Genomic DNA, 15,905 nt, shown 5'->3' on the forward strand with positions numbered 1-15,905 from the left:
CGAATCGCCACTCACGACCCACCGGACCGACTACACACCCGCCGGCGAACTGCCCTGCTCGACCACCAGCCTGGCCGCCCCGCTCCCGTCCGCCGGAACCGACCAGATCGCCGAATCCACGCCGTACGCCACGGTCCGGTCGTCGAGCCAGGTCGCCTGGTCGTCCACGCTGCGCGTCTCGGCCAGCATGGTCTCCTTCCCGGAGGCCAGATCGAGGACGGCGAGCCGCCACGGCGCCGCGAGATCGGCGGAAACCTTCTTCTTGAAGGCGATCCGCTTCCCGTCCGGCGAGAGCGACGGGCATTCGACGTTCTCCCGGATCATCCTCGCGACAAGCTTTTCGTAGTCCGCCTCGACCAGGTACGTCTTCCCCTTCGTCCCCACGGTCGCGTAGAACCGTTTGCCGTCGGGGGTGAAGGTGATCCCCCAGTAGTTCACGTCGGACGAGTAGTACGGCTTGCCGTCGAGCAGGAGCCCCATCTCCTCGATGCTCTTCATCAGCTTCCCGGTCGTCAGGTCGAAGATCCCGGCTCGGGTCGAAAACCCGGTCTCCGCGTAGGAATCCCCGTTGACGAACAACGTCCAGTAGGCGCGTTTCCCGTCCGGGGAGACCCGGCCGCGGCTGGGCGTGCCGGGCAGTTCGATCCGGCGGATCTCGTTGAGGTCCTTGTCCAGCACGATGACGTCGGTCATCGGCGGCAGCACCCCGGGCTGGACGGCCAGGCACAGCGCGGTCCCCGCCGAGGCGGCGAACCGGTCGCAGCTGAGGCCGGACACCTTCCGGGGCTCGCCGGGACGGTCGACCGGGACGGTCGCGAGATGGCCGAAGTCGGGGCCTTCGGCGGTGTTGCGGAACAGCAGTTGTCCCTTGGCCTGCACCGAAACCGGCTGGCCGGACACGACGGCGACGGAGTTGACGTCCGGCCCGCGGTCCCGCGAGACGACACCGTAGCCGACGGCCGCCGCGATCAGGACGACGACCGCCACCACCACTCCGATGATCCGCGTCTTCATGCGTAGGTCCGCAAAGGACGGAGGACGGCCGCGGCGACGACCACCACGGCCAGCGCGCCCGCGGCGACCAGCACCGCGGCGTGCAGGTCCCACGTGGTCCAGGCGAGTCCGAAAAGGACGGACGCGAGCATCCGCGTGGTCGCCTGCCCGGTCTGCACGAGCGCCAGTCCGCTCGCCCGCTGGTGCTCGGGCAGCAACGGCCCGGCGGCGGCCATCAGGACACCGTCGGTGGCCGCGTAGAAGACACCGTGCAGCACGAGCGCCAGCACCGCGAGGATGCCGCCGTCCACCGGCCCGAGCAGCGCCAGCAGCGCCACGACCAGTGCGACGTGCCCGCCGAGGAACACCTTCCAGCGGCCGATCCGGTCCGAAAGCCTGCCGAAGGGGACGGCCAGCAGCAGGTACACGCCGGCGGTTCCCAGCGGCAGCAAGGGAAAGAAGACCGCGCCGAGTTCCCAGCGGCGCTGCAGCACGAGATAGAGGAACGAGTCGCTGAGGGTGACCAGGCCCAGCAGTGCGGCCCACACGCAGATCCGGCGGAACGACGCCTGCCGGATCAGGCCCGCGGTCTCCCGCAAGGAGACCTTCGGCCGTTCGGCCCGCGGCTTGGGCTGGTGGTCCTTGACCAGCACCACCAGGATGATCACGCCGATCGCGGCGATGCAGAAGCTGGTGAAGAACACCGAGTCGTAGCTGCCGAGGCTGAGCCACAGCACGGCCATCGCGACCAGCGGGCCGAGGAACGCGCCGAAGGTGTCCATCGCACGGTGCACACCGAACGCGCGGCCGAGGTGTTCCGGCTCGCTGCTCAAGGTGATCAGCGCGTCCCGCGGCGCGGTCCGGACGCCTTTGCCGGTGCGGTCGGCCGCGAGCACGGCGCCGATCGCGACGGTGGACGACCCCGCCATCATCAGGCCGATCTTGCCCAGCGCCGAGAGCCCGTAACCGAAGCAGGCGACCGCCTTGAGCCGCTGCCACCGGTCCGCGAGATGCCCGCCGACCAGCCGGACGACGGCGGTGACACCGGAGTAGAGGCCGTCGAGCACGCCGAACTGCAGCGGGCTCAGGCCGAGACCGAGGACGAGGTAGAGCGGGAGTACCGCGGTCACCATCTCCGACGAGATGTCGGTGACCAGGCTGACCAGGCCGAGCGCGACGACGTTCCCGGTGACGGCCCGTTTCACGCCGCTCTTCGGGACGTCCGCCGCGGCGTCCGCTCCCCTACTGGTGGCGATGTACATGGGAAACCTCCAACGCCGTGAGGAGGTGCCGGGCCACGGCACCTCCTCACGGGGATCAGTGGCAGGTGTAGGTGGGAGAGGAGTCGATCGTCTTGCCGTCGAGCCCGATCAGCTGGGTCGAGAAGGCGTTGTCCGACATGTTCAGCTTGAGCACGCCGTAGGTCGAGATCGCCTTCGCCGTGGCCGGGTGCTCGGTCTTGACCGGGTACAGGCTCGCCCCGCCACCGCCGCCGATGATCTGCACCGGACCCGCCGGGTCCTTGTCGCCGTCGGCGTTCTGCGGGTGGAACCGCTCGTAGTGGTGGTCGTGCCCGTTGAGCACCAGGTCGACCTTGTTCTGGACCAGGGTCTCCCAGAGCGTGGCCATCTTGCTGTTGTCGCCGTGGTCACCCGAGGTGTAGCGCGGGTGGTGGTAGTACGCGGCGACGCAGGGCTTGGTGTTGTTCTTCAGGTCCTGCTTGATCCAGTTCAGCTGCTCGTCGCTGATCGCGTTCGCGGCGAGGCCGGGCGAGAACTCCGTGCTGTCGATGGCGACGAAGTGCCAGTTGCCCATTTCCCAGCTGTAGTAGGTCTTCCCGTTCGGCGTCGCGATCTTGCCGAAGTACTGCTTGTAGGCGCCCAGCGGGGTGTGGTCGTAGGTCTCGTGGTTGCCGGGGACCGGGTGCATGATGTTCTTGTACTTGCCCCAGGTCTTGTCGAAGTACTTCGTGAAGTCCTCGATATGGGCGTCGTCGTACTGGTTGTCGCCCATGGTGATGACCGCGGCCGGGGTCATCTGGCCGACCAGCGCGGCCGTCTTCGGGTGGATGCACGAAGACGACGAAGCGGTGCACTGTTCGGCGATGTCACCTGAGGCGGCGAGGACGAACGAAGAACCGCCCGCCTGCGTGGTCGCCTGGATCTGGTTGCTGGCCGCCGAGGTGTTGCCGGCGGCGTCCTTCGCACGGACGGTGTAGGTGTACGCGGTCGACGCGCTCAGCCCGCTGTCGGTGTAGGAAGCGCTTTCCGAAGTGCCGACGACCTGGCCGTTGCGCAGCACCTCGTAGCCGCTGACGCCGACGTTGTCCGTCGAGCCGGTCCACGTCAGGTCCACAGTGGACGAAGTGACCGAACCCGCCTTGAGGTTCGACGGCGCGGTGGGCGCCTGCGTGTCGCCGGAGGAGTCCGACGTCCCGTAAACCTGCATCTCCCAAAGGGAGTAGCCGTAGCTGGTGGCACGTTTGGTGCCGACGAGGCGCAGGTACCGGCCGCGCGCGGCCAGCCCGGTGAGGTCGTCGGTCCCGCCGTTGCCGTTGGTGACGGACTTGATCGGGGTCCACGCCGAGCCGTCGTTGGAGACTTCCAGCCGGTACGCGGTGGCGTAGGCCGCTTCCCAGTTCAGCTTGACCCGGTTGATGGCCGAGGGGCCGCCGAGGTCGATGCGGATGAACTGCGGGTCGACGCCTTCCGTGCTCGCCCAGCGGGTGGTGCTCTTGCCGTCCACGGCGAGCGGGCCGCCGTAGGAGGAGGACTCCACCGAGGAGACCAGGACGGCTTTACCTTGGGACAGAAGGACATCAGCGGCTTGGGCGTTTCCGCTGAGCAGCGTCGGCAACAGGATGGCGGCCGCGCCTAGTGGCAGTAGTCGGGTTCGGGCCTTCACATCGATCTCCCCGGGAATCCGTGGCGGCGGGCTGAGAGGGACGGGTGCGCGGCGTTCACTTCGAGTACACGTGTTCGTTTGGTAAGTTTCCTAACGAATGCGTACGGTAATCCGTACCACTCAGTGAGTCAAGACGTAGACTCGTCCCATGACCGGCGCATTGATCTTCGATTTCGACGGGACGCTGGTCGACACCGAGGCGGCCGTCCTCGTGGCCTGGCAGGAGACCTTCCGCGCTCGCGGCGGCGAACTCCCCCTCGACGTCTGGCACACCGTGATCGGCACGCAGAACACGGCCGCCGCGATGTTCGAGCTCCTGGAGGAGAACGACGAGAACCTGGACCGGGTCGCCGTCCGCACCGGCGTCCGCGCCAGGGTCACCGAGCTGCTGGAATCGGTGGGGCCGCGGCCCGGCGTCGAGGAGTACCTCGAAGACGCCAAGGAGCGCGGCCTGCGGCTGGCCATCGCGTCCAGTTCGACCGGCGACTGGGTCACCACGCATCTGCGGCGGCTGGGCCTCGCGGACGCGTTCGAGGCCGTCCTCACCGGAGACCTCCACGAGGCGAAGCCGAGCCCGGACCTCTACCTGGCCGCGCTCGCCGCGCTTGACCTGCCCGCGTCCGAGGCGATCGCGTTCGAGGACTCACCGCACGGCGTCACCGCGGCGAAGGCCGCCGGGCTCGAATGCGTCGCCGTGCCGAACGCGATCACCGCGGTGCTGAACTTCGACCACGCCGACCTCGTACTCGGCTCGCTGGCCGACAAACCACTCGGCGAGTTACTCAGCCGTTGAGCAGTTCACCCAGCCGGACGAGGAACGGGCGCTGCCCTTTGAGTAGCTTCTCCTCCGCTTCGGCCAGCCCGAACCAGGCGACCCGGTCGACCTCCGGGAACTCCTGTGTCCGGCCCGAGCGCGGCGGCCACTCCATCTCGAAGGTACCCGGTACCACCTGAGCCGGGTCGAGGTCGCCCTCCACCGCCCAGACCGTCACGACCTTGCCGCCGGACTGCTTCACGACGCCGAGCGGGAGGTACTCCCCCTCCGGCGCCGGTAACCCCAGTTCCTCCTGGAACTCGCGCCGCGCCGCGGCCTCCGGCGCCTCGTCCGGCTCGTACTCACCCTTGGGCACCGACCAGCCGCCCGCGTCCTTCTTCGCCCAGAACGGCCCGCCCATATGCCCGAGCAGCACCTCGGTCACCTCGCCCGACCTGCGGAAGAGCAGGATCCCGGCACTCGTCTTACCCGCCATGCCGTCCAGTCTGGCCTTACTCCGACCGGGTGATGTGACCGGCCCGCGAAAAAAGTTTCCGCCCGGCTGTCGAATCGCGTCGTGCCCGTCCGACGCGTTGTCAGAAGCCGCCCGACAGACACTCCCGGAAGGACCGGAACCATGACGCAGACCACCGCCCCCGCCAAGACCACCGCCACCACGACCGCCGCCACCCCGCGTGCCGCCAAGGCGCAGGGCGCGATCCAGTCCGCCGTCCGGATCGTCGTCTCGTTCCTCTTCCTCTGCCACGGTTTGCAGGGATTCGGATTCTTCGGTGGCGTCGACGGCGCGGGCGGCTCGGTCGAGCTCGGCTCCTGGCCCGGCTGGTACGGCAGCGTGATCGAGCTCGTCGGCGCCGCGTTCGTGCTGGTCGGCCTGTTCACCCGCCCGGTCGCGGTACTCCTGTCCGGCGTGATGGCGTACGCCTACTTCACCGTGCACGCCCCGGAAGGCCTGCTGCCGCTGCAGAACATGGGCGAGCTGTCGACCCTCTACTGCTGGATCTTCCTGCTGATCGCCGCGATCGGCCCTGGCACTTTCGCCATCGACACCCTGCGCCGCCGCCGCTGACCGAAACGCGATTAAGGCCCCTTTCCTGGATCCATTCCAGGAAAGGGGCCTTAATCGCGTTTCGTCGTCGTTAAATTCGGACATACCATGGAATTACCCCCCGAAAGAAAGTTCCCCGCCGATGGGGGTATCCGGCATCCTCTATCACATCAATGGTTTAGACCACCTTGAGCCGGAAGGATGCGTCATGACCCAGACAGCCGCCGCCACGACCACCGAGGTCGGCCCGACCGCCCCCAAGTGGCAGGGACTCGCCCTCTCCGCCGTCCGCGTCGTGGTCGCGTTCCTCTTCCTCTGCCACGGTTTGCAGAAGATGGGCCTCTTCGACAAGCCCGCCGTGCCGTTCGGCACCTGGCCGGGCTGGTACGCCGGGGTGATCGAAACGGTCGGCTCGCTGCTGATCCTGGTGGGCCTGTTCACCCGCCCGGTCGCGGTGCTGCTCTCGGGCACGATGGCGTACGCGTACTTCGTCGTGCACCAGCCCGACGCGCTGCTTCCGTTGCAGAACAAGGGCGAGACGGCCGCCCTGTACTCCTGGATCTTCCTGCTGTTCGCGGTGGTGGGCCCGGGCACCTACGCGCTCGACACCCTGCTGCGGCGCCGCAAGTCCTGAAGCGCGTGAAGGCCCCCTTCCCTCGGCTGAGCCGAGGGAAGGGGGCCTTCACGCGCGAAACGTCAGCGGCCCTGCGGCAAGCCGGCGGCCAGATCCGACAGCGCCAGCACGTGCTCCATCAGTACGGTCAGCACCTGCTTCGTCGACTCGCGTTCCCGCGCGTCGCACAGCAGCAGCGGAACGTCCATGCCGACGTCGAGCGCCTGCCGGACCTCCTCGGTGCCGTACCGGTAGGCGTTGTCGAAGCAGTTGACGGCGACGACGAACGGCAGCCCGCGGCGCTCGAAGAAGTCCACGGCCGCGAAGCAGCTGTCGAGCCGCCGGGTGTCGGCCAGGACGACGGCGCCCAGCGCGCCTTCGGCCAGTTCGTCCCACATGAACCAGAACCGGTCCTGTCCCGGCGTGCCGAACAGGTACAGGATCAGCTCGGGGTTGATGGTGATCCGGCCGAAGTCCAGCGCCACCGTGGTGGTCGTCTTCTTCTCCACACCGGTGAGGTCGTCGACGCCCTCGGACGCCGCGGTGATGACCTCCTCGGTGCGCAGCGGGGGAACCTCGCTGACCGAACCGACCATCGTGGTCTTACCGACCCCGAACCCGCCGGCGATGAGGACCTTGACCGCGTTCGCGGTCAAGGATCGCCGGGGCTCAGAGTTTCCGGATGCCATCAAGAACCGCCTGGAGTACGTGTTTGTTGGGGGTGTCGGTCACCGGGGTCGCGGTGCGGAACAGCACGAGGTTCTGTTCGATGAGGTCGCTCAGCAGCACCTTCACCACCGGCAGCGGCAGGTCTATGCGCGCGGCGACCTCCGCGACGGAGGTCGGTCTCTGGCACAGGTTGAGGATGCGCCCGTACTCCGGCTCGAAGCCCGCCACCTCCTGCGAGGAGCGCATGGCGACCACCAGGGTGATCAGGTCGAGGCCGATCGTGTCCGAGCGGGTGCGCCCGCCCGTGACGGCGTACGACCGGACCAGCGGCCCGGCCTCCTCCTCGAACCACGACTCGTGCCGCCCGCTCATGGCGACGTGGGAGTCGCGGCGCGGGGCGCCGAAGTGAGCACCGCGCCGACCCGCTTGACCATCAGGTTCATCTCGTAGGCCACGAGGCCCATGTCCGCGTCCTCCTTCGCCAGCAGCGCGAGGCACGCACCGCGGCCCGCCGCGGTGACGAACAGGAAGGCGTGGTCCATCTCGACCATGGTCTGGCGGACGTTGCCGCCGCCGAAGTGCCGTCCCGTGCCCCGCGCGAGGCTCTGGAACGCCGACGCGACCGCGGACAGGTGCTCGCCGTCCTGCTCCGACAGGTTCCCGGACCGTCCGATGAGCAGGCCGTCGGAGGACAGGACTACCGCCCTGTCGGCACCGGCGACACGCTTGACCAGGTCGTCCAGCAACCAGTCGAGTTCACTGACTCCCGCGTTGGCCATCTAGTCACGATCTCCGTACATGTCGAGGTCGGTGTAATCGTCGGTCGGTTCGGTGTCCCGCGCTCGGCGCGTGCCCTGCTGGAACGCGGCGAGCCGGTTCCTCGCCAGCTCGGGGGTGTCCTCGCGGACCTCCTCGCGCTGGGCGGCGGGCCGGTCCTCCATCAGCTGGGGGACCAGGTTCGCCTGGCGGCGGCGCTGCGGCAGCGGTGGCCTGCCGGGCGCCTCGGGGCCGGGCCGCCGGGTCTGCGGCGGGCGGCCGTCCTGCGGCCGGGTGTCGGCGGGCGGCCACGCCGGCGGCTGCACCGGCTGCGGACGTCCCTCGGCACGCACGGGCTCGGGGCGGATCGGCTCGGGACGCGGCGTCTCCGGCCGGGGTACCCGCGGCGGGCGCGGGGGCAGCGGCGGCAACGCGCCACCGGGCTGCTCCGGACCCTGCTGCGCCTGCGGCTGGGGCTGCGGGGGCTGCGGCGCGACGGGCATCGGCACGGGCAGCTCAGGCCGTTCCGCGAGGAGCTCGGTGCGGTGGCGGGCACGACGGCCCGGGAGCAGCGGCGCGGCTTCCGGCACCTCGGTGCTCTCGGGGTCCACCTCGTCCTCCGGCTGATCAGACGGGACCGGCGCGAGCAGGTCGGTGCGGACGAGCACGATGGCCCTGGTGCCGCCGTACGCGGATTCGCGCAGGTGCACGGAGATCCCGTGCCGTGCGGCGAGGCGCGCGACCACGAACAGGCCCAGCCGTGGCTCGGCTGACAGGGCCATGATGCCGAAGTCCGGCGGATCGGCCAACATCGCGTTCAGCTCGGCGGCCTGCTCGGGCTCGATACCGAGCCCCTGGTCCTCGACCTCGATCACGACGCCCTTGCCGACCACGTTGCCCCGCAGCTCGACGCGCGACTGCGGCGGCGAGAAGGAGGTCGCGTTGTCGATCAGCTCGGCGAGCAGGTGCACGAGGTCGCCGACGACCGGGCCCTGCACCGCCATCGCGGGCATCTTCGCCGTCTTCACCCTGGCGAAGTCCTCGGTCTCGGCCGAGGCGCCGCGGGTCAGCTCGGCCAGCGTCACCGGCTTGCGCCACTGACGGCCGGGCTGCCCGCCACCGAGGATGATCAGGTTCTCCGCGTTGCGGCGGGCACGGGTGGAGAGGTGGTCCAGCTGGAAGAGCGTCTCCAGCTGCTCCGGGTCCTCCTGCTTGCGCTCGGCCTGGTCGAGCACCTTGAGCTGGCGGTGCACGATGACCTGGCTGCGGTGCGCGATGTTGAGGAACACCGTCTTGGTGCCTTCACGGGTCCTGGCCTCTTCGACGGCGGCCGCGATGGCGGTCTGCTGCGCCTTGTTGAAGGCCTCGGCGACCTGGCCGATCTCGTCGTCGCCGTGGTCGAGGAAGTGACCCTTGTCGTCGAGGTCGACGGGTTCGCCCGCCCGCACGCGGTCCACCAGTTCGGGCAGCCGGATCTCGGCGACGTCGAGGGTGTCCTCGCGCAGCCGCGCCAGCCGTCCGATGAGCCGGTTGGACAGCCGCAGGGCGATGACGAACACGGCGATCGCCACCAGCAGTGCGATGGCCGCGGCGATGGCCGACGTGATCAGCGTCCGGTCGGCCTCGTCGACCGCCTGCGTCGTGGCCGTACCACTCTGCTCGACGAAGCCGCGCATCATCGCGTCGCTGACGCCGCGCGCGGCCTGGAGCCACGTCTGCTCGGGGATGGGGAGCGTGGCCTTGCTGTTCTGCAGGAAGGTGTTCTCGACCGTGGTGACGGCCTTCCACGGATCGCTCGCGACGAGCTGGTCGAACTTCGCCTTGACGTCCGGGATCATCCGCGAGACCGACGACTCCAGCTGCGAACGGTAGGAACCGACCTCGGTCACGTAGGCGCGGTAGGTCTCGTCGGTGAAGCCGCCGCCCGCGACGGCCGCGGCGGCGAGGGCGTTCGCGCGCTGCATCTGGTCGATGGCGGTGAACAGCGGGACCGCGGTGATCCGCTGGTAGGCGTTCTCGGCGTTCGGCGCGTCCTGGGCCAGCCCGGTGAGGCCCTCGACGAACTGGTCGAGGATCTGGTTGTAGTAAGTGAAGGCGTCCAGCAGCGGAAGCTGGCCGGAGTCGGCCGACTGCCGGATCTGCGGCGCCTTCTGGAGAAGCCCGTTCAGCGTGGCGATGTTGCGCTGCACGCTGTCCGGCGAGTCGCCGACGAACTTCTGCAGATGCGCGGCGACACCCTGTGCGGCGGCGTCGGTCTTGGCGCGCTGCTCGACGAGCGTGGCGTGCTGCGCCCGGTCGCCGGCGAGCTCGCGCAGGGTCAGGCGCCGCTCTTCCTGCACCTGGACGAAGAAGGGAAGGGAGGGGGCTTCCGAGTCACGGATCCGCTGCGCGTAGTCACGTCCGTCGACCGCGTCGAAGATGAGGTACCCGCCGATCGCCAGCCCGACCAGCATCAGCGCGATGCTCGGAATGAGCGCGATCGTCAGAACGCGCGAACGAATCGAAGAGCCGCGGCCTCGTCGAAGGGAAATCTGCTTCACCGTGGTCCGTTTTCCTTCCGGCAGTTTTTGGTGTCGGGTCGCCGGGGATCTCATACCCGCGGGATCCGATAGCCGGATCAACACAGCGTGGTCCGCTCCGCCCGCGAAGACGCTAGGAGACCCAAACGGGTGAGTCAAGTCCAGACGCGAAGGGTAGTCACGTATGGCCGTGACCTGCTGACAAGAGGCGGCCGGACCAGGAAAGTCCACCACGTGGGACAGGGCCCCCGGCCAAGTGACTCACCAGTAGATCACCTGGCGGTTTACCGCAGGCAGCGGCTTGATCGTCACTCTTCGGATTCGATCAAGTCGCATCTCGCGGGCTCCGCAAGCCAGCCGAAAAGCCGACGAAAACTACTCGCCGTGACGTCGCTCACGCTTTCGGACCAGAGCTCCACATACCGTTCGGTTTGCGAACGACATCACCGCGGAGCAACGCCGTCGTAACGCCCCTCGCCCCACGAAAACGAGAATTCCCGCCGCCAATTGCCGTCGATTCGGCGAAATGATCTTCGTCGGCCCCGCCGAGTTCGTCGTCGAGGAGCGCGTCGACCCTCCCGGACGCGTCGCGAAGGAGGCGGGTGCCCGCCCAGCACAAGGTCGCCACCCCGCAGATCAGGATCACGACGAGAGCGGTCTCCACCGGATACCGGGCACCGAATTCGTTGAGCAGAAATCCGGAGGCGGCACCGGAAACGGCGATGGCGACATAGGTGAACGACATGATCCCCTCCCACTCCCGGCGCCCTGGTCCGCGCCTCACCGGTAAGACGGGCGACGCGGATTTTCCTTACGCCACAGGGGAAGGATCTACGTCACACACGCGGCGAGCGAAGGTCGAGATTAACAGCGGATTCGCGAAAGATCGCGCGTCCTCCCCCGCCGGGGCGAGGTGATCACCTCTTTGCCACGGATTTCCGAATGAGTTTCACCCTTTTCTCCGCGTCAGACGGCCTTCGAAAATCATCGAACTTCCCGCAGCGTCGTCACGGCGCGAAGCACCTCGCCGTAGGTGGTGTAGAGCGGCGCGAGCCCGAATCGCAGGACATTGGGCGGGCGGTAGTCGCCGATCACGCCGCGGTCGATCAGGGCCGCCATCGTCTTGGCCGCGTCGTCGTCGACGACGGAGATCTGGTGGCCTCGGTCCTCACCGCGCGGGGTCCGGATCCTCGCGCCGTCGAGGAGCTCGTCCGCGCACCGGAAGAAGAAGTCGCCGAGCGCGAGGCCCTTCTTCCTGAGCGCTCCGCGGTCCACGTCGTCCCAGACATCGAGGGCCGCGTCCAGCGCCAGGAGCGACAGGATGTCGGGCGTGCCCGCGCGGCCCCGTGCGATACCCGCGTCCGCCTCGTACGCGCCGCGCATCGCGAACGGGTCGCGGTCGCCGGCCCAGCCCGCCAGCGGCTGGTCGAACCTGTCCAGCCACTTCGTTGCCACGTAAAGGAAAGCGGGCGCGCCGGGGCCACCGTTGAGGAATTTGTAGGTGCAGCCGACGGCGAGGTCCACGCCCGCCGCGTCGAGTTCGACGGGCAGGGCGCCGACGCTGTGGCAGAGGTCCCAGAGCACCAACGCCCCGGCGCGACGCAGTGCCGCGGTCAGCCCGGCCATGTCGTGGGCGCGCCCGGTGATGTAGTCGACGTGGTTGATCAGCGCGACGGCCGTCCGCTCGCTCACCTGGGCGGGCATGTCCTCGGCGACGACCCGGCGCACCGTGCGCCCGGTCAGCCGGGCGGCCTCGTCGGCGATGTAGCCGTCGGTCGGGAAGGTGTCCGCGTCGACGAGGATCTCGTCGCGGCCTGGCTGGAGACGGGTCGCGGCGACCAGCGCCTTGAACAGGTTCACGCTGGTCGAATCCGCCACGACGACCTGCCCCGGCGCGGCTCCCACCAGCGGCGCGATCCGCTCGCCGACCCGCACCGGAGCCTCCCACCAGCCCTCCGACCAGGACCGGATCAGCCGCCCGCCCCACTGCTCGCGGACGACCGCGGCGACGCGTTCGGCCACGTGCTTCGGCGGCGCGCCCAGCGAGTTGCCGTCGAAATAGGCGACGCCCGCGTCGAGGTCGAATTCGTTTCGCTTGTGCGCCAAGGGATCGGCCGCGTCCAGCGCCGCGGCCTCCGCTACGAGGTCAGTCACGGCGACCATCGTCGGCGAGAGTGTTCCAGAAGTCCAGCTCGTACGCCTGGAACAGCCGCGCGTGGGTCCGAGCGTCCTTTTCGGACAGATCACCGGCGTCGAGCGCGGCCTGCACGGCTTGGACGGCGAGCTCCTCGAGCTCCGGCGACGGCGTGCCGAAGAAGTCGAAGAAGGCGCAGGCCTCGTCGTCGAAGCCGTATCGCTCGCGCATCGCGGTGGCGATCGCGGCGCAGTACCGGCCGAAGGCGGCGAAGTTGGCGACGATCGCCACGATGACGTCCGCCGGCTCGCCGTTGAGCGCGAGCCAGGCGACGAACGCCGGGTACGCCTGGCATCCCGCGCGCGGCTCGAAGCCGGGCTGCTCCTCGGCGAGCGCCGCCAGTTTGCCGAGCGCCAGCCCCTCCCCCGAAGCCAAGGCCGCGAAGAACTCCCGCGCCCGCTGCTCCTGGGAACGCGCCGCGAGGTGGAGGAAACTGCGCCAGTCGCTGCGGACGATCCGGTACTCCTCCGCGGCGATCGCGGCGAAGACCTCGCGCGGCGCCTCGCCCGCCTCGACCAGCGGGACGAGCCTGTTCTCGTCGTCGCGGGGCGCGAGTTCCGCCTGGACCGCGTCGATCAGCTCGCGTGCCGAACGGGTCATCGTCGGGGCTCCTCCTGGTGCGGGACTGACGCGGTGGAAACGGAAAAGGTGGACATTTCGCGACTCACGACCGTGGCCGCGATTCTCTATCCAGCACTGCCGACAGCCCTTACAGTGTGCCTGATCAGGCAGCATCGAGGAGGCCAGCGTTGACCACCCAGCCGACCGTCGCCGAGCAGATCGAAGGCCAGACCATCCCCGCCCTGCTTCACCGCAACGCCCAGGAGTTCGGTGACCTGCCGGCGGTCACATCACTCGACATCGAAGGCAAACCGACCCTGAACTGGGCCGAATTCCGCACCGCCATCGCGGAGGTTTCCCGGGGACTCGCCGGGCTGGGCCTCGGCGTCCGTGACCGGATGCTGATTATGGCACCGAGCAGTCCGGACCACCTGATCGCCGATCTCGCCGCGGCCCATCTCGGCGCGATCCCCTGCACCGCGTACGCGACGCTCAGCCCGGAGCAGATCGGGTTCGTCGCCCGGCACAGCGCCGCCGGCGTCGTCGTCCTCGCCGGTGCCGAAGAACTCTCCCGCTGGTCGCAGGTCCTCGACGATCTGCCCGCCCTGCGGCACGTCGTCATGCTGGACGCCTCGGTGGTCCCCAAGGACGACAAGCGGTTCCTGTCGTTCGCCGACCTGCGCGCGGCGGGCGCCGAGGCGCACGCGGCCGACCCGCGGGCGTTCGAGACGGCGTGGTCCGCGATCACCCCGGACGACCCGCTGTCGATGATCTACACGTCCGGCACCACCGGCGACCCCAAGGGTGTCGTGCTGTCGCACCGCAACGCGATCTACCAGGCCGTCGCCGTCCAGAAGCTGCACGACTCCCCGATGCACGCCACGAACATCGCGTACCTGCCGCTCGCGCATATCGCCGAACGCGAACTGTCGATCTACATGCCGATCGTGTGGGCCGGGCACGTGCACACCGTCGCCGACCCGACCGGTGTCGTCGGCGCGCTCGGCCAGGTGCACCCGAAGAGCTTCTTCGGCGTCCCGCGCGTGTGGGAAAAGATGGTGGCCGGCCTCAAGAACCTGCTCGGCTCGCTGCCGGAGGAGAAGCGGAACGGCCTGATCGCCGCGAACGAACTGCTGCAACAGGGCTACAAACTGCGCAGCGACGGCAAAGAGGTGCCGCCGGAGCTCGCGGAGAAGATCGCGCAGACCGACGCGGCCGCGCTCGCGCCGGTGCGGGCGATGCTGGGCCTCGACCAGATCGAGGTCGCCTCCAGCGGTGCCGCCGCGCTGCCGGTGGAGATCCTGTACTTCATCTCCGGGCTCGGCGTCGAGATCCAGGAGGTCTGGGGACTGTCCGAGACCACCGGCGCGGTCACCTCGAACACGCCGTCGGCGTTCAAGGCCGGTTCGGTCGGCCGCCCGCTGGAAGGCATCGAGGTGAAGGTCGCCGAGGACGGCGAGCTCCTCGTCCGCGGCGCGATCGTGTTCCTCGGCTACCTGCAGGCCGACGGCACGATCAAACCGGACGTCGACGCCGACGGCTGGCTGGCCACCGGCGACATCGGGACGATCGACGAACGCGGCTTCGTCACGATCACCGACCGCAAGAAGGAACTGATCATCACTTCGAGCGGCAAGAACATCGCCCCGACGAAGATCGAAGGCCTCCTCAAGGAACACCCGCTGATCGGGCAGGCCGTCGCGATCGGCGAGAAACGGCCGTACGTCACGGCGCTGATCGTCGTCGACGACGAGATCGCGCCGGGCTGGGCGGCCGCGAACGGCATCCAGCTCGCGGAAGGCGAATCGCTCGCCGACAACGCGGAGGTCCGCGCCGAGATCGAAAAGGCCGTCGAGGCGGCGAACGCGCGGCTGGCCAGGATCGAGCAGATCAAGCGGTACCACGTGATCCCCAAGGCGTGGACGCCGGAAAGCGGCGAGGTCACCCCGACGCTGAAGCTGAAGCGGCGGATCATCAACGACCGGTACGCGCCGACCATCGCGGACCTGTACGCGGCCACACCCGAACCCGCCCCCGCCGCCGGTTCCTGACCCGTAACACGCGTGATTGGGGGCGTAACTCGCGTGTCTGGAGGCGTAACACGCGAGTTACGCCTCCAATCACGTGAGTTACGCCTCCAATCACGTGAGTTACGCCTTCAAGCACGGGACGAAAGGAGTCGCGACCGGCGAGGGGCCGCTGCTAACTTGCCGCCGTGGATCTCTTCTCCCGATCTTGGGCGGCGTTGCTCGCTGCCGTCGCCGAAACCCCCGACGAAGACTTCGCCAAGCCGTCCGGCTGCGCCGGCTGGCTGGTGCGGGACCTGGTGTGTCACCTGGTGATCGACGCCCAGGACGTCCTGATCACCCTCGCCACTCCCGCCGAGACGGAACCCACGCGCGACGCGGTCACCTACTGGGAGATCGCCGAGAAACCGCCCACCGGCGAGGACGACCTCGACGCGCTGATCGTGCGGCTCGCCGCCGCCTACCAGGAGCCGCGGCTGCTCAAGTTCCACCTCGACGACGTCGGTTCCGCCGCGGGCCGGGCCGCCGGCCTCGCCGACCCGGCGACGCGGGTCGCCACCCGCGACATCGTCCTGACCGCGGGCGACTTCCTCGCCGCGTACGTCCTGGAGTGGACGCTGCACCACCTCGACCTGGTCGCGTATCTCCCGCACCTCGACGGCCCCGCCGCCGACAGCCTCGCCAGGACCCGGCAGATCCTGGAGCAGCGCACCGGCGAGACGTTCCCGGCGTCGTTCTCCGACACCGACGCCCTGCTGGTCGGCACCGGACGCCGTCAGCCGACGGACGCCGAGAGGGCCGAACTCGGCGACCTGGCCGCGAAACTTCCGTTCGTAGTGGGCTGATCAC

16 protein-coding genes are annotated in these 15,905 nt (G+C 69.0%); 5 read left to right on the top strand and 11 right to left on the bottom strand.

Translation table 11 applies throughout. The features are described 5' to 3' along the window. Positions 1-30: 30 nt before the first annotated feature. The 3 genes from ACZ1DY_RS35100 to ACZ1DY_RS35110 are packed head-to-tail and all read right to left on the bottom strand — an operon-like array spanning position 31 to position 3,897. A complete protein-coding gene (locus ACZ1DY_RS35100) occupies positions 31-1,014 on the bottom strand; it encodes a TolB family protein (protein WP_465482263.1) in 984 nt (327 codons plus the stop codon). Next, positions 1,011-2,255, bottom strand: a complete 1,245-nt coding sequence (locus ACZ1DY_RS35105; RefSeq protein ID WP_126732749.1) for an MFS transporter — start codon at positions 2,253-2,255, stop codon at positions 1,011-1,013. Before ACZ1DY_RS35105 ends, ACZ1DY_RS35100 begins: the two co-directional genes overlap by 4 nt. Positions 2,256-2,310: 55 nt before the next feature. Then, entirely contained in the window at positions 2,311-3,897 is a 1,587-nt protein-coding gene (locus ACZ1DY_RS35110; protein WP_465482264.1) for a discoidin domain-containing protein, read from the bottom strand. A gap of 148 nt (positions 3,898-4,045) precedes the next feature. On the opposite strand from ACZ1DY_RS35110, the gene ACZ1DY_RS35115 reads away from it, so the two are divergent. Continuing rightward, entirely contained in the window at positions 4,046-4,690 is a 645-nt protein-coding gene (locus ACZ1DY_RS35115; protein WP_465482265.1) for an HAD-IA family hydrolase, read from the top strand. Here the strand turns inward: ACZ1DY_RS35115 and ACZ1DY_RS35120 are convergent. Continuing rightward, the gene (locus ACZ1DY_RS35120; RefSeq protein ID WP_126732747.1) at positions 4,680-5,147 is read right to left on the bottom strand and encodes an NUDIX hydrolase; all 468 of its coding nucleotides are present in this window, start codon (positions 5,145-5,147) and stop codon (positions 4,680-4,682) included. The genes ACZ1DY_RS35115 and ACZ1DY_RS35120 overlap by 11 nt on opposite strands. A 141-nt stretch (positions 5,148-5,288) precedes the next feature. Here ACZ1DY_RS35120 and ACZ1DY_RS35125 point away from each other — a divergent pair, with 141 nt between their 5' ends. Both ACZ1DY_RS35125 and ACZ1DY_RS35130 read left to right on the top strand, forming a co-directional pair. Then, a complete protein-coding gene (locus tag ACZ1DY_RS35125; protein WP_257484666.1) occupies positions 5,289-5,738 on the top strand; it encodes a DoxX family protein in 450 nt (149 codons plus the stop codon). Between the two features lie 187 nt (positions 5,739-5,925). Then, on the top strand, positions 5,926-6,351 hold the full coding sequence (locus ACZ1DY_RS35130; protein ID WP_126732745.1) for a DoxX family protein: 426 nt from the start codon (positions 5,926-5,928) through the stop codon (positions 6,349-6,351). A 62-nt stretch (positions 6,352-6,413) separates the two neighbouring features. Here the strand turns inward: ACZ1DY_RS35130 and ACZ1DY_RS35135 are convergent, their stop codons facing one another. The 7 genes from ACZ1DY_RS35135 to ACZ1DY_RS35165 form a co-directional block, all read right to left on the bottom strand. Then, on the bottom strand, positions 6,414-7,019 hold the full coding sequence (locus tag ACZ1DY_RS35135; protein ID WP_026466899.1) for a GTP-binding protein: 606 nt from the start codon (positions 7,017-7,019) through the stop codon (positions 6,414-6,416). After that, positions 7,000-7,371: a DUF742 domain-containing protein gene (locus tag ACZ1DY_RS35140; protein WP_034315285.1), complete on the bottom strand. Its 372-nt coding sequence runs from the start codon at positions 7,369-7,371 to the stop codon at positions 7,000-7,002. The genes ACZ1DY_RS35135 and ACZ1DY_RS35140 overlap by 20 nt, the downstream gene beginning before the upstream one ends. Continuing rightward, positions 7,368-7,778, bottom strand: a complete 411-nt coding sequence (locus ACZ1DY_RS35145) for a roadblock/LC7 domain-containing protein (protein WP_016336740.1) — start codon at positions 7,776-7,778, stop codon at positions 7,368-7,370. Before ACZ1DY_RS35145 ends, ACZ1DY_RS35140 begins: the two co-directional genes overlap by 4 nt. Further along, positions 7,779-10,295: a sensor histidine kinase gene (locus ACZ1DY_RS35150; protein ID WP_465482266.1), complete on the bottom strand. Its 2,517-nt coding sequence runs from the start codon at positions 10,293-10,295 to the stop codon at positions 7,779-7,781. It abuts the gene before it with no gap. A 373-nt stretch (positions 10,296-10,668) separates the two neighbouring features. Next, positions 10,669-11,019, bottom strand: a complete 351-nt coding sequence (locus ACZ1DY_RS35155) for a hypothetical protein (RefSeq protein ID WP_465482267.1) — start codon at positions 11,017-11,019, stop codon at positions 10,669-10,671. A 239-nt stretch (positions 11,020-11,258) separates the two neighbouring features. Next, on the bottom strand, positions 11,259-12,437 hold the full coding sequence (kynU, locus tag ACZ1DY_RS35160; protein ID WP_465482268.1) for a kynureninase: 1,179 nt from the start codon (positions 12,435-12,437) through the stop codon (positions 11,259-11,261). Then, entirely contained in the window at positions 12,421-13,068 is a 648-nt protein-coding gene (locus tag ACZ1DY_RS35165) for a transcriptional regulator (protein WP_465482269.1), read from the bottom strand. The genes kynU and ACZ1DY_RS35165 overlap by 17 nt, the downstream gene beginning before the upstream one ends. A 149-nt stretch (positions 13,069-13,217) precedes the next feature. On the opposite strand from ACZ1DY_RS35165, the gene ACZ1DY_RS35170 reads away from it, so the two are divergent. Together ACZ1DY_RS35170 and ACZ1DY_RS35175 are read left to right on the top strand one after the other, a co-directional pair. Then, the gene (locus ACZ1DY_RS35170) at positions 13,218-15,080 is read left to right on the top strand and encodes an AMP-dependent synthetase/ligase (RefSeq protein ID WP_465482270.1); all 1,863 of its coding nucleotides are present in this window, start codon (positions 13,218-13,220) and stop codon (positions 15,078-15,080) included. Between the two features lie 164 nt (positions 15,081-15,244). Next, entirely contained in the window at positions 15,245-15,901 is a 657-nt protein-coding gene (locus ACZ1DY_RS35175; RefSeq protein ID WP_465482271.1) for a maleylpyruvate isomerase N-terminal domain-containing protein, read from the top strand. Positions 15,902-15,905 lie beyond the last annotated feature (4 nt).

The sequence above is a fragment of the Amycolatopsis sp. PSD-21 genome (genome assembly GCF_055561455.1).

Coding starts and splice junctions, on each gene's coding strand:
- ACZ1DY_RS35100 (WP_465482263.1), bottom strand. CDS start 1,014: ATGAAGACGCGGATCATCGGAGTGGTGGTGGCGGTCGTCGTCCTGATC.
- ACZ1DY_RS35105 (WP_126732749.1), bottom strand. CDS start 2,255: ATGTACATCGCCACCAGTAGGGGAGCGGACGCCGCGGCGGACGTCCCG.
- ACZ1DY_RS35115 (WP_465482265.1), top strand. CDS start 4,046: ATGACCGGCGCATTGATCTTCGATTTCGACGGGACGCTGGTCGACACC.
- ACZ1DY_RS35120 (WP_126732747.1), bottom strand. CDS start 5,147: ATGGCGGGTAAGACGAGTGCCGGGATCCTGCTCTTCCGCAGGTCGGGC.
- ACZ1DY_RS35125 (WP_257484666.1), top strand. CDS start 5,289: ATGACGCAGACCACCGCCCCCGCCAAGACCACCGCCACCACGACCGCC.
- ACZ1DY_RS35130 (WP_126732745.1), top strand. CDS start 5,926: ATGACCCAGACAGCCGCCGCCACGACCACCGAGGTCGGCCCGACCGCC.
- ACZ1DY_RS35135 (WP_026466899.1), bottom strand. CDS start 7,019: ATGGCATCCGGAAACTCTGAGCCCCGGCGATCCTTGACCGCGAACGCG.
- ACZ1DY_RS35140 (WP_034315285.1), bottom strand. CDS start 7,371: ATGAGCGGGCGGCACGAGTCGTGGTTCGAGGAGGAGGCCGGGCCGCTG.
- ACZ1DY_RS35145 (WP_016336740.1), bottom strand. CDS start 7,778: ATGGCCAACGCGGGAGTCAGTGAACTCGACTGGTTGCTGGACGACCTG.
- ACZ1DY_RS35155 (WP_465482267.1), bottom strand. CDS start 11,019: ATGTCGTTCACCTATGTCGCCATCGCCGTTTCCGGTGCCGCCTCCGGA.
- kynU (WP_465482268.1), bottom strand. CDS start 12,437: ATGGTCGCCGTGACTGACCTCGTAGCGGAGGCCGCGGCGCTGGACGCG.
- ACZ1DY_RS35165 (WP_465482269.1), bottom strand. CDS start 13,068: ATGACCCGTTCGGCACGCGAGCTGATCGACGCGGTCCAGGCGGAACTC.